The organism is Polaribacter sp. 2305UL8-11, assembly GCF_058147165.1.
This window is the reverse complement of sequence record NZ_JBYVJW010000015.1, coordinates 97,259-109,295: the sequence shown is the minus strand read 5'-3', so window position 1 is coordinate 109,295 and position 12,037 is coordinate 97,259. Positions and strand designations below refer to the sequence as shown.

Below are 12,037 nucleotides of genomic sequence, written 5' to 3'. Positions count from 1 at the left end.
ATGTCCTGTTCAAATTAACTTTGGGAATATAACAAATCTTGATGTAAAAATTACCAACCATTTTTTGCCACATTACCTAAAATTTAACTTTAGGAAAAATAAAAAAGATAGAGCCTTTCTACTTCGTACAAAATAAATTCCAAGCATGAAGCAGCTTCAAAAATTAATGCTTTTCAAAAACTTTAACACCCGCTTTTACTTCAACATCTAAATGGTTTTTTCTGGGTGTTAATGGGCAAGAATATTTATCATTATAAGCACAATATGGGTTGTATGTATTGTTGAAATTTAAAGTAACTTTTCCGTCTTTAATATCAGTAATCATCACATCCATATAACGTCCTCCACCATAAGATTCGTTGCCAGAAGTATTGTCTGTAAAAGGTAAAAATAGATAATCTTTGTATTTCTCATCACGCAAATCATCCTGACTTTGGTAAATGGTTAATTCTAATTTTTTATCTTTTAAAGTAAAGTTTAGTTTACCATATTCTTTATAAAGTGGCTTTCTATTTGTAGTTGTTGCCATTTCAAAAACAGGAGCGTTTTCTATTGCAGTAAAAGTAGCCTTTACAATAAAAGCAGAATCTATGGGAAAAAAATCAAGTCCTTTAAAGTTTTTTAAATCCTTCTTTTTTAAAGGAGATTTTGAAGCATCTTTAAAGCGAGCATTTTCTTTTTGTTGGTATTTAGTTTTGCCCATTAATTCTCGTTTGTCTTGAGAATTACAAGAAATGATTAATAGTAAAGTAAAAAATAAAAGTGTTTTTTTCATTTTAATTTGGATTAAAACTTGGTGTTTTTGGAGTGGTTTGATAATTTTGAAGCAATTTGTTAGATAAATTTTCAAACTGATTGGTTTCAGAAAGTTGTTTCAATTGATTTGGATCAAACCTTCCTTTTAAATAGAAAACAGAGGTTTTTGCTAATGTTGAATTAAAAATAATAGCTTGTGTTACAATATTGCCATCTTCTTTTACAGAAATAATTTTTGTTTTTTCTGTAGTATTTGTTCTTAAAATATCTGTGAATTTATTGGAGGTTACCAAATCCATTTCTTGAATTAAAGATTGTTGTTTTAAAGAAGAAATGTTATTAAAAGTGATGAATTTAAAATCTTTAACATTGCCAAACAAACTATTTATTTCTGGAGAAATATTGGTTAACAAAGCTCTCATAAAATTAGGAACCTGAAACGCAGTTACGCCTATGTCTCTTTTGTGATTGTTAAAAAAACTCTGAAAAGATTTTCCACTTCCACAAGAAAAAATTATTAGTAGCACAAGCAATAATAGAGTTGTTTTTTTCATAGTTGCTAAAGTATAAAATTAGTCAATAGTTTTTTGTAAAATTAAAAATTTATCATCCATAACGTTTCCTGTTAAAATAAGGTTTCCAAAAGGAGCAGCAACAGTAGAAGCAGACATTTTACTGCCATCTTCCATATAAATTTGTTTAATAGAATAATCTCCTTTTTTACGATAATTTATTTTTATAATTTCTGATGGAGATGTTTCTTTATCTCCTTTTGCATAAGCAGCAAAATGCAGTAAATTTGGGTGTGAACCAATCCATAAATTGTTTTCTGCATCAAATTCTATATTATCCACTCCAGTTTTACAATCGATATCTTCTATAAAATCAAGTGAATTGTCTTTGTTTTTTTGATAGACTTTTACTAAAAATTTTCTGGGTGAAGCAACAAATAACAAGTTTCTATTTTTATCAAAGTTTATTCCATTTGCGTATGCTATTCCGTCTGCAACTTGTGTGTATTTTTTTCCATCAAAATAAACCACATTAGAAATTGATAAACCTAAATAATCTTCAGCAAGTCTTTTTAAATCTTGTTTGTATTTATGGTCATTTGTAAAATAAAAACTTTTTTCGTCTAATAAAACTAAGTCATTTGGGCTGAAAATTAATTCGTTTTTTAGCGTTCTTAGGTGAATTAATTTTTGATTCACCAATTCAAAAATCTCAATAAATTCTGCTTCTTTGGTATGATTTATAGCAGCTATTGTGTAAGTGCTATCTTTTTTAAAGATAGAAATTCCATGAGGTGCAAAAGGTTTTTTAAAGTTTTTTGTTAAATGAATAGGTGTGTAATCTTTATTTTTTAAATCGATAAAATACAAACCTCCAACTTCTTGTTTTGTATTCGGAAATTTATTTCTTGCAGTAGAAGATATAATTGCAAAACTATCTTTTTGACTAATTGTAATATCTTCTGCACCAACTAAATTAATCTTTTTTAAAATTTTGCCTTCAAAACTATTTTCTATAGTTCTAAAATACCCAGTAGAAATAAAAATATTGGCAACAAAAAGAATTAAAAGTATTAAGATTGAATATAAAATTCGTTTTTTAAATTTCATTTAAATTAAAATTTACCAATCAAAAATACAACATTCAAAAATTTTATGTAGCTTTGGTGCATAAATAATAATAAAATGAAAACTGTCAGAACATTTATTACCCAATTATCGTGGATTTCACGAAAAGATCGGTCTATTTATGTGTTTTGATAATATCAATATAAAATCAAGCAATTGTAAAAGTCCGACTATTTAGTCGGACTTTTTTATTATACAAATATCAACTCAACCAAAAATGAATACACTTTTTAAAAATTACATAAATACTTTTAGAGGACTCTCTAAAGAAGTTTGGTGGTTAGCGCTGGTTACTTTTATCAATAGATCTGGAACAATGGTTATTCCTTTTTTATCATTGTACCTAAATAAGAGTTTAGGTTTTTCATTAGAAAATGTTGGTTGGATATTGTCTTTTTGGGGGATAGGATCTTTTATAGGTACTTGGATTGGAGGAAAATTAACTGATAAAATTGGCTATTATAAAGTAATGCTTTATAGTTTGTTTTTAACAGGTTTGTTTTTTGTTTTTTTACAATACGCATCTACTTTTGTAGAGTTTTCTATAGGTATTTTGTTAGTAATGTTAGTGGCAGATACTTTTAGACCAGCAATGTTTGTGGCTTTAAATGCTTATAGTAAAATAGAAAATAAAACGCGTTCGGTTACTTTAATTCGTTTGGCAATAAACTTAGGTTTTGCTGGTGGTCCTGCTATTGGCGGATTAATTATTACTGGAATTGGGTATTCTGGTTTATTTTGGGTAGATGGCATAACTTGTGTATTAGCTGGTTTTTTGTTGTTACAAGTTCTTCATCCTAAAAAAGTAAAAGAATTGGATGTAATAAAAGTAGAAAACCCAAAATCTGCCTATAAAGACAAAATTTATTGGGTGTTTTTTATTGCCATGTTTCTTTTTGCTTTTACCTTTTTACAATATTTTTCTACAATGCCATTATATTATAAAGATGTAAGATTTATGACAGAGCTAGAGATAGGTTTGTTAATGGGATTTAATGGTTTTTTTATTTTTATTTTTGAAATGCCTTTAATAAAATGGTTAGAGAGTACAAAGTTTTCTAAAATAAAGCTAGTTGCTTTTGGCTTGTTTTTAGTTGCACTAAGTTTTTTTGTACTAAATACTACAAACCTATTTTTTATAATTATTTTAGGAATTTTACTCATGTCTATTGGAGAAATGATTGGTTTCCCATTCTCGAATTCTTTTGCATTAGATAGAGCAAAAAAAGGTAATTCTGGAGAATATATGGCTATGTATAGTATGGCATTTGCGCTTTCGCATATTTTTAGTCATACTTCTGGTTTACAAATGGTAGATAAATTAGGTTATACATCTATGTTAAATATTATTGGTGTTTTATCTTTGGTTGGTGTGGCTGTTTTACTAATTTTATTTAAAATGGTAGAAAAAGAAAAATAATTAAATTTTAATAACTCCAATTTTCATTAAAATAAACATTGTAATACCTGCAATTACTATTGTAATGAGAAATAAAATAACTAAACCAATTAAAAAACGAAGTAATTTTACAAATGTTTTTAATACGGAATGGTTGTAAATTTTTCTAAAAACATACATATAATAGAAAATGTAACCCAACATACTATAGGTGTAAACAGAAGGATGGGTAATCATAGAAACAGTAAATGCAACAATTGTAAAATAGGTAGCAAAGCCATATATGTATGCATTCATAACAATATGTTCTCCAAAATTATAAGGTTTCCAATAGGTCCATTTGCTTAAAATTGCATAAATAAAAAGAAATACAAAGGTTAATAAATTAAAATAGCGAAGCATAAATTGCCACAAATTATGCATAAACTGAAGTTGTAATTTAGCAATGCTTTTATTTGCTTCTATTTTTTTAATTTCTTTTTCAGGTAAATTTTCTGGAATTTCCTTTTCTATTATTTTTGTGAGGTTTTCAATATTTTTTGAATTTACAGAAGTTTGAACTTCTATAAACTCGTCTGCATAATAATTAAAAATAAGTAGAGAAAGTGCAGCACCAATTCCTAAAAAAGCAAACGGATTTACATAGCGCTTTCTAACACCTGTTAAATATTCTTGAATAACTTCATCAGGATGTGTAAGCAATTTTTTAAGGGTAAGAAAAAACTTACTATCTACACCAAAAACATTTATAAAAAAGTCTGTGATTAAAATTTTAAAAGTAATTCTATATGTAATTACTTTTGCGCCACAATTATCACAAAATTGGGCATTTTCTTCTAGTGGATCTTGACAGTTTTTGCAATTCATATTTACTGTTTTTCTACAAAATGTTTAAAATTTTTCAGCCACTTTTCAACTTGTTTTTTAAACATACTTGGAAATAGAAGTTTCATCATTTTTACAGCAAAACCTTTAAATGCTGTATAGTTAATTTCAGCATCGTATTTTGTAGTATTGTTATCAATCGCAGTAAAAACAGATTTCATTGTGTTTTCTGTATGTTTATGATAGTAAAAAGCTGAAAAGGAGTTAGGTAAGTCATTTTTTAAAATGGTTTCTGTTAACTCCATTTCACCTTTTCCCATTTTGTAATAAATCTTAGAAATTGTATTTACTTCTCCAACTCTACCAGAAATTAATTGTTTTCTTAAAAAATTATCTTGGTATTCACCCAAAAAATCTGGGTTTGCAAACAAATTTGCAACCAATTCTTTGGGCCTGTTGATGATTACTGAACAAGTAAATTTCATGTTTCTATTCTTTTAATACAGAAAACTCTATACTAGAATCTGTAAAAACGGTATGTGTTTGGGTTTTAAAGTCTTTTTCATCAGCTTTATAAATGTTGTCTACATAAGTTTGCGGATTTAAATCTATTAAAGGAAACCAAGTACTTTGTACTTGTATTTGTAATTTATGTCCTTTTTTAAACGTGTGAAAAACATCTTGTAACTTAATATTTACATCCGTTTTTTTATTGGGAGTAAAAGGTTCTGGTTTTTCAAAACTATTTCTAAAACGTCCACGTAAAACTTCACTTCTAACCATTAAGTGGTAATTGCTCATTTTTAAATGGTCTTGTAATTTATCATTTTCTTTATCATCTTTTAATTCTGTTGGATGTACATCAATCACTTTTACAATCCAATCTGCTGCAGTACCAGTTGTTGCAACTTTTAACTTTGCTAAAATATCTCCAGCCAAAGTATAATCTTCGGTTAAAATATCGGTTTCAAAAACCAAAACATCAGGTCTTCTTGCTGCAAAACGTTGGTCGTCTGTCATATATTTTCTCGGTGTAAAAACCGTTTTAATATCTTCAGAATATGGTACTGGACGTTTAATGTCACTTATGAAGTTTATTTTAAATATTTTATCATGCCAAGTTTTAGTTAATTTCTGATTTTCAAACATAAACCACTCTTGTTTTACAACATTTTTAGGAGGCCAAGCATCATAGGATTTCCATTCTTTCTTTCCAGAATCGTATACATAAGCTTCTGGTAAACCAGAATTTTTATCGCCTTTTCCTTTTAAGAAATGATGAAAGAATTTAGTTTCTATTTCTTTCTGAAAATTTAAGGAAATAGAATCACCAAAATAATAATTACCCACATAATTTTTAACAGTATTTCTTGCCCATTTTCCATGATCCCAAGGTCCAAAAACGAGTGTATTGTAATTTTCTTTGCCATGTTTTTCAATGCCTTTATAAGTTTCTAAAGGCCCATATAAATCTTCTGCATCAAACCAACCACCTACAATCATAGTTGCTACAGAGCTAGGAACTTTGTCCATGTGCTGTATAATACCTTTGCTTTTCCAAACAGAATCGTAATTTGGATGCTCTGTAATTTCTTTCCAGAAAAAATCATCTATTTTTTCTTTTTTAGAGCTATTTGCAACGTCTAATTTATCATACTGGAAATATTCGTTTAGGTTTTTTAAAGGACCTTTGTCTAAGAAAAACTGATATTGATCTTGAGAATTCATTTTTGGGAAAGAATACCAAGCAGAATCTGTTGGTGTATCTTTATAGGTTCCAAAAAGTGAAATTGCTCTAAAATAGCTCAATAAAAAAGCGCCATTATGATGAAAATCATCAAAGAAAAAATCGCCAATACAAGCTTGTGGAGAAGCTGCTTTTAATGCTGGATGTGCATCTATAGTAGAAACAGTTGCATAATGTCCAGGGTATGAAATTCCCCAAGTACCAACTCTGCCATTGTTGTTTTCTACATTTTTTACCAACCAATCTATGGTGTCATACGTATCTGAAACTTCATCAGATTCGTTTTCTTTTTTATTCGGGATGTAAGCACGCATATTATCATATACACCTTCACTCATCCAACGTCCACGAACATCTTGATATACTACAATATATCCATCTTTCATTAAATGTGTGTTTGGTCCAATTTTAGTTTTCATTCCTTTTCCATAAGGTCTAGAACTGTAAGGTGTTCTTTGCATTAGAATAGGATATTTTTTAGAAGTATCTTTTGGAGCATAAATAGTAGTGTGTAATTTTACACCATCACGCATTACAATATCTACTTCTTTTTTTGTGAAATTATCTACAACATAAGTGTCTTTTTTTTCTATATCATTTTTTGTAGTTGGGGTACAATTAAATAAAAAAAGTGATACTAATAGAAATACAATTGAAGAGAAAAAGTGTTTTTTCATAATTTGTTTAGTAAAATTTGAGAAGTAAATTTACGAAACAAAAAGTATTGTGAAAGATGAAGTTTGTTAAATTACTGTAGAGTTGACTTTAGCTCCTTTTATTAGGGTGATTTTTTGAGTTCCTGATTTAGCTTGTAAGTTTTTATTTATGTAACCAATAAATAATTTTTCTGGATTAATAATATGCTTTTTTTGACCATTTCCTTCAACAGTTAATGTTTCAGCAAAAACTTTGGCTGTTACAGGAGTATTGCTATTATTAGTCATGCTAATTGAGCCATCTATATGAATTTTGGTGGTTTCTATTTGAAAAATATCGTTTAATAATGTGTCAGGTACCTCAAAAGATTTTACCTGATCTATAACAGGTACAGAAGAATTTGTAAATATATCAATTAAAAAACTTGCAACAAATATTAAAATATCAGGAATTAATGTTGTCCAAATAGAATTTTTAGTAGTTAATGTGTTTTTAAAGTCTGTTATTGTAGATAATTCAGCATCAAAATTAAAATTGATATCTGCAGTTGCATTACCAGTAATTGTCATAGTTAAACTATCAATTGGAATGTATCCTGTAGTAAGTTGAGTTTTGGTTGTAGACATTTTTTTAATTTAAATAGCACTAATTTAATTTGTAAATCAGTGCTATTTTTTGGTTTTTTTATAGTGGTACAATATTTAATTTTCCACCAGTTTTTTTAACACCATTTGTGCTTCCAGAAGCATCTGCAACTGTACTATTAGAAGAGTTAATTACATTTAAAGAAGTGTTATCATCAAAAGTAATAGTTGTAACTTCTACAAATACAAAGCCTTCAGTAGGTATAAAACTTGTACCAACAGCGTCTAAAGTTCCATTAATATTTACATTGGTTTCTTGTTGCTGATGCAAACTTTTTAAGAAACCTTGTTGGTGTGAAGAACTCGCAGTTAATTGTTTATTGTGTGTGTTATGGTAAGCCCCAGCAGAACCTCCAAACAACCATCCAAATGCACCACTAGCAGAAAAGCCATCAGAAACACTAGACCACTGTTCGTTAGAAAAAGCACTTTTATTGTCTTTTAACCAAGAAGTTACTGTGTTTTGTGTTAATGTTTTAACATTCATGTTTACATTTAAATGTGCAGTTATTCCTCTTTGTACAGAAACTCCTGCCTTAGAAATTAAACCATAACCGTTTGTAATTTTTGCAGATTTATAAGATGTGTCTTCACCTTGAAATCCTGCCATTGGTGTAGCCACCACTGCTAAATTTGTGTTCATAATAAATAGTTTTAAAGATTAATATTTTACTTTAGTTTGATGACGTAAAGGTATGTTGTTGATAGACTGTATTTTAGAGAGTGAATACGTAAAAGCTAAAATGAGGGTTTTTACTTAAGTAGAATAGCTTGAAAGAAAATTCACGTAAAATGTATACTTTTAAACTTTAAAGGAAATAGAAATGATAAAATATAGATTGTTTTTTTTATTGATGATTACTGCTGTAAGTTGTCAATCTAAAAAAGAAGAGAAAGGAATTTTTAACTCTGTTAAAGATGACATAACTAAAGAGAAAAAGATTTTTCCAAAATTAGAAAAAGATAGATACAATGTTGCTTTTTTAATCATGGATGGAACTTTTAATACAGAGTTAACAGCACCTTTTGATATTTTTCAGCATACCATTTTCAGGAAAAATATAAAAGCAATGAATGTTTTTACAGTAGCAAATACAGACAAAGCTATTACCACTTTTGAAGGAATGCGAATTCTGCCTGACTTTAATTACTTAAAAGACAGCTTACCAAAAATTGATATTTTGGTGGTTCCATCTGCAGAACATCATTTAGATTTTGATTTAGAAGATAAAGCTATGATTGATTTTGTGAAAAAAGTTGATAAGAATGCGATTTACGTAACCTCACATTGTGATGGCGCTTTTGTATTGGCAAAAGCAGGATTGTTAAAAGACAAAGTTTCTACTACTTTTCCTAGTGATATTGATAAAATGAGAGCAATGTTTCCTGATTTAGATATTAGAAAAGATGTTTTATTTGTGCATGATGGAAAATACATTACTTCTACTGGTGGCGCAAAATCTTTTGAAGCTGCTTTGTATTTATGCGAATTTTTATATGGTAAAGAAATTGCAAAATCACTTGCTGGTGGTTTGGTTATAGATTGGAATTTAGAAGATGTGCCACACTTAATTGTAGAGTAATGAGGGAAAATTTAGAAGAATTTCCTTTGTACAAAAAGGCAATGGAAATTTATGATTTAGTTAGGAAGGTTGCAGATTTATTTGAAAAAAATGAAGATGTACAAGATGCAGAACAACAAATGTTGCTGGGTTATAAAGATTATTTGATAGAAAGTTCTTTGATAATTCCTGCAAAAATTGCTGGTGTTTTTAATGAAGATATGTTGTATGATATTAAAATGGAAAATGCAGCTATTATTAGAAAAGAAGCTCGATCTATTTTAGCAAATACATCTGGGATGAAAATGTTGGGTTTTCCTGATACTGATTATTTAGAATTGATAAGAAATGGAATTGAAGAATTTAGAATTTTGTTTGCAGAATGGGTAAAAACATTTGATGAATGGAATTATATTATTGATAGATGGGGGCTTTTTAACCCACCAGGAGTTAACTACGATGATTATGATATTGATGATGATTTACCTTTTGACAATCCTTTTTTAGATGATGATAATTAACTTCTTCTGTAAGGTTTTAAAAACCTTGTAGGTATATTAAAAGTGAAATATTTTTTTAATTTTGCAATTAATTGGCAAACAAGTTTAGCCCAGATCGAACGGTTTGTTTGAGCTCTTTTTTATGCTGAACTCGATTCAGTATCTTTTGTAATAATGAAACATGTTATTAAATAAGTGAGATGCTGAAATAAATTCAACAAAAAAAGCGAGTAGTGAAAGCTGGAAATAGCTTCAAAGAAAGTTCTTGATACAATTTTTCTTGATTCTTTAGAAAAATCACTCTAACTGACAATACTTCAAAAATTTTCTCCTTATTTTTGCAAATTATGCAAGAAACTAAAAAACATCTATTAACAGATTGGTTACCAACCACAAACAAGGAAGTAAAAATTCGTGGTTGGGAGGAATTGGACGTGATTTTATTTAGTGGAGATGCGTATGTAGATCATCCTTCGTTTGGACCAGCTGTAATTGGACGTATTTTAGAAAGTTACGGTTTGCGTGTGGCAATTGTACCACAACCCAATGTGAATGATAACTTGCAAGATTTTGAAAAATTAGGCAAACCACGTTTGTTTTTTGGAGTAACTGGGGGTTGCATGGATCCTATGGTTTCTAATTATACTGCCAGCAAAAAAAGACGCGATAAAGATGCATATACACCAAATGGTGATAAAGGTTTTAGACCTGATTATGCAACTTCTGTGTATTCTAAAATATTAAAAGAAAAGTTTCCAGATATTCCTGTTTTAATCGGTGGAATTGAAGCTTCTTTAAGACGTGTAACACATTACGATTATTGGTCTGACAAGTTATTGCCAACTATTTTGGAAACCTCGAAAGCTGATATGTTGGTGTATGGAATGGGTGAACAACCTTTGCGTGAAATAGTACAATTAATGCAAAAAGGTGTACCATTTTCTAGTTTAAAAAACATAAAACAAACGGCTGTTTTTATTGATGCTAAAAAAGAAAAATTACCAGTTGTAAATGATTGGGAAGATGTAACAATTAACTCTCATGAGGCTTGTTTAAAGGACAAAAAAACATTTGCGTCTAATTTTAAAACGATTGAGCAAGAATCGAATAAATTAAAAGCGAGAAGAATTTTACAAGATGTTGCAGGAAAAACATTGGTCATAAATCCACCTTTTCCAACTATGACAGAAAAGGAAATTGATGGTTCTTTCGATTTGCCTTATACAAGATTGCCTCACCCTAAATACAACAAACGAGGACCAATTCCTGCGTTTGAAATGATAAAATTTTCTATAAATATTCACAGAGGATGTTTTGGAGGTTGTAGTTTTTGTACCATTTCTGCACATCAAGGAAAATTTATTGCCAGTAGAAGTCAAGAATCTGTCTTAAAGGAAATTGATAAAGTGGCAAATATGCCAGATTTTAAAGGCTATTTATCTGATATTGGTGGGCCTTCTGCAAACATGTATCAGATGAAGGGGAAAGTGCAATCTATTTGTGATAAATGCGTGGCACCAAGTTGTATTTCGCCAGTAATTTGTTCTAATTTAGATACGTCTCATAAACCTTTAACGGAATTATATCAGGCAGTTGATAAGCATCCAAAAATTAAAAAATCTTTTATTGGAAGTGGAATTCGACATGATATGTTGGTGCCAGAATTTAATAAAAATGCAGATCCAAAAGAGTTGGATGCCTATACAGAAGAGGTAATGACAAAACACGTTTCTGGGCGTTTAAAAGTGGCACCAGAACATACTTCTGACCCTGTTTTAAAGTTGATGCGTAAGCCTTCTTTTAAATATTTTCATTTATTTAAAAAACGTTTTGATAAGATAAATATCAAGAAACGATTAAACTTGCAATTGATTCCGTATTTTATATCTAGTCACCCAGCAAGTGAAGTAGAAGATATGGCAAATTTAGCTGCAGAAACGAAAGATATGGGTTTTCAGTTAGAGCAAGTACAAGGATTTACACCAACTCCAATGACAGTTGCCACTGTTATTTATTATTCTGGATATCATCCTTATACATTAAAACCAACTAAAACTCCGAAAACTAAAAAGGAGCGCGAAGACCAACATAAATTTTTCTTTTGGTATAAAAAAGAAAACAAAGATTGGATTCGTAACACATTAAACAAAGTTGGGAGACAGGATTTATTAAAAAAATTATTGCCAGAAAATAATTCTTGGCAAAAAAATAAAAAAGCAAAAGCAGCAAAAAATACTTTTGATGATGCTGTTCCTTTTAATAGAAGGAAAAAAAAGGTGAGTAGAGCTCCTAAAAGGAGGAGGTAAA

12 protein-coding genes are annotated in these 12,037 nt (G+C 29.3%); 4 read left to right on the top strand and 8 right to left on the bottom strand.

What is annotated here, in order from left to right; genetic code table 11:
- Positions 1–163 precede the first annotated feature (163 nt).
- The 3 genes from ACY2RW_RS13805 to ACY2RW_RS13795 are packed head-to-tail and all read right to left on the bottom strand — an operon-like array spanning position 164 to position 2,378.
- The gene (locus ACY2RW_RS13805) at positions 164–775 is read right to left on the bottom strand and encodes a DUF1684 domain-containing protein (protein ID WP_490123319.1); all 612 of its coding nucleotides are present in this window, start codon (positions 773–775) and stop codon (positions 164–166) included.
- Position 776: 1 nt separating this feature from the next.
- A complete protein-coding gene (locus tag ACY2RW_RS13800; RefSeq protein WP_490123318.1) occupies positions 777–1,310 on the bottom strand; it encodes a DUF4252 domain-containing protein in 534 nt (177 codons plus the stop codon).
- Positions 1,311–1,328: 18 nt separating this feature from the next.
- Complete coding sequence (locus tag ACY2RW_RS13795; protein ID WP_490123317.1) at positions 1,329–2,378, bottom strand: hypothetical protein; 1,050 nt, start codon at positions 2,376–2,378, stop codon at positions 1,329–1,331.
- Positions 2,379–2,613: 235 nt separating this feature from the next.
- On the opposite strand from ACY2RW_RS13795, the gene ACY2RW_RS13790 reads away from it, so the two are divergent.
- Positions 2,614–3,816, top strand: coding sequence for an MFS transporter (locus ACY2RW_RS13790; RefSeq protein WP_490123316.1), 1,203 nt, complete (start codon positions 2,614–2,616; stop codon positions 3,814–3,816).
- Here the strand turns inward: ACY2RW_RS13790 and ACY2RW_RS13785 are convergent, their stop codons facing one another.
- The 5 genes from ACY2RW_RS13785 to ACY2RW_RS13765 all read right to left on the bottom strand — a co-directional run bounded on the left by ACY2RW_RS13785 (position 3,817) and on the right by ACY2RW_RS13765 (position 8,311).
- Positions 3,817–4,662 (bottom strand): DUF3667 domain-containing protein, encoded by an 846-nt coding sequence (locus ACY2RW_RS13785; protein ID WP_490123315.1) that lies wholly within the window; start codon positions 4,660–4,662, stop codon positions 3,817–3,819.
- A gap of 2 nt (positions 4,663–4,664) precedes the next feature.
- Positions 4,665–5,105: an SRPBCC family protein gene (locus tag ACY2RW_RS13780; RefSeq protein ID WP_490123314.1), complete on the bottom strand. Its 441-nt coding sequence runs from the start codon at positions 5,103–5,105 to the stop codon at positions 4,665–4,667.
- Positions 5,106–5,109: 4 nt separating this feature from the next.
- Positions 5,110–7,044: a CocE/NonD family hydrolase gene (locus ACY2RW_RS13775; RefSeq protein WP_490123313.1), complete on the bottom strand. Its 1,935-nt coding sequence runs from the start codon at positions 7,042–7,044 to the stop codon at positions 5,110–5,112.
- Between the two features lie 66 nt (positions 7,045–7,110).
- Positions 7,111–7,650, bottom strand: a complete 540-nt coding sequence (locus ACY2RW_RS13770) for a hypothetical protein (protein WP_490123312.1) — start codon at positions 7,648–7,650, stop codon at positions 7,111–7,113.
- A gap of 58 nt (positions 7,651–7,708) precedes the next feature.
- Positions 7,709–8,311, bottom strand: a complete 603-nt coding sequence (locus tag ACY2RW_RS13765) for a hypothetical protein (RefSeq protein WP_490123311.1) — start codon at positions 8,309–8,311, stop codon at positions 7,709–7,711.
- Between the two features lie 181 nt (positions 8,312–8,492).
- Between ACY2RW_RS13765 and ACY2RW_RS13760 the strand changes: the two genes are divergently transcribed.
- From ACY2RW_RS13760 to ACY2RW_RS13750, 3 genes are all read left to right on the top strand, one after another.
- Positions 8,493–9,251, top strand: a complete 759-nt coding sequence (locus ACY2RW_RS13760) for a DJ-1/PfpI family protein (RefSeq protein WP_490123310.1) — start codon at positions 8,493–8,495, stop codon at positions 9,249–9,251.
- Positions 9,251–9,751, top strand: coding sequence for a hypothetical protein (locus tag ACY2RW_RS13755; protein ID WP_490123309.1), 501 nt, complete (start codon positions 9,251–9,253; stop codon positions 9,749–9,751). Before ACY2RW_RS13760 ends, ACY2RW_RS13755 begins: the two co-directional genes overlap by 1 nt.
- Before the next feature lie 326 nt (positions 9,752–10,077).
- Complete coding sequence (locus tag ACY2RW_RS13750; RefSeq protein ID WP_490123308.1) at positions 10,078–12,036, top strand: YgiQ family radical SAM protein; 1,959 nt, start codon at positions 10,078–10,080, stop codon at positions 12,034–12,036.
- Position 12,037 lies beyond the last annotated feature (1 nt).

Bases quoted from the DNA above. Each gene is read 5' to 3' on its own strand.
- ACY2RW_RS13805 (WP_490123319.1), bottom strand. From the start codon at position 775: ATGAAAAAAACACTTTTATTTTTTACTTTACTATTAATCATTTCTTGT.
- ACY2RW_RS13800 (WP_490123318.1), bottom strand. From the start codon at position 1,310: ATGAAAAAAACAACTCTATTATTGCTTGTGCTACTAATAATTTTTTCT.
- ACY2RW_RS13795 (WP_490123317.1), bottom strand. From the start codon at position 2,378: ATGAAATTTAAAAAACGAATTTTATATTCAATCTTAATACTTTTAATT.
- ACY2RW_RS13790 (WP_490123316.1), top strand. From the start codon at position 2,614: ATGAATACACTTTTTAAAAATTACATAAATACTTTTAGAGGACTCTCT.
- ACY2RW_RS13785 (WP_490123315.1), bottom strand. From the start codon at position 4,662: ATGAATTGCAAAAACTGTCAAGATCCACTAGAAGAAAATGCCCAATTT.
- ACY2RW_RS13780 (WP_490123314.1), bottom strand. From the start codon at position 5,105: ATGAAATTTACTTGTTCAGTAATCATCAACAGGCCCAAAGAATTGGTT.
- ACY2RW_RS13775 (WP_490123313.1), bottom strand. From the start codon at position 7,044: ATGAAAAAACACTTTTTCTCTTCAATTGTATTTCTATTAGTATCACTT.
- ACY2RW_RS13770 (WP_490123312.1), bottom strand. From the start codon at position 7,650: ATGTCTACAACCAAAACTCAACTTACTACAGGATACATTCCAATTGAT.
- ACY2RW_RS13765 (WP_490123311.1), bottom strand. From the start codon at position 8,311: ATGAACACAAATTTAGCAGTGGTGGCTACACCAATGGCAGGATTTCAA.
- ACY2RW_RS13760 (WP_490123310.1), top strand. From the start codon at position 8,493: ATGATAAAATATAGATTGTTTTTTTTATTGATGATTACTGCTGTAAGT.
- ACY2RW_RS13755 (WP_490123309.1), top strand. From the start codon at position 9,251: ATGAGGGAAAATTTAGAAGAATTTCCTTTGTACAAAAAGGCAATGGAA.
- ACY2RW_RS13750 (WP_490123308.1), top strand. From the start codon at position 10,078: ATGCAAGAAACTAAAAAACATCTATTAACAGATTGGTTACCAACCACA.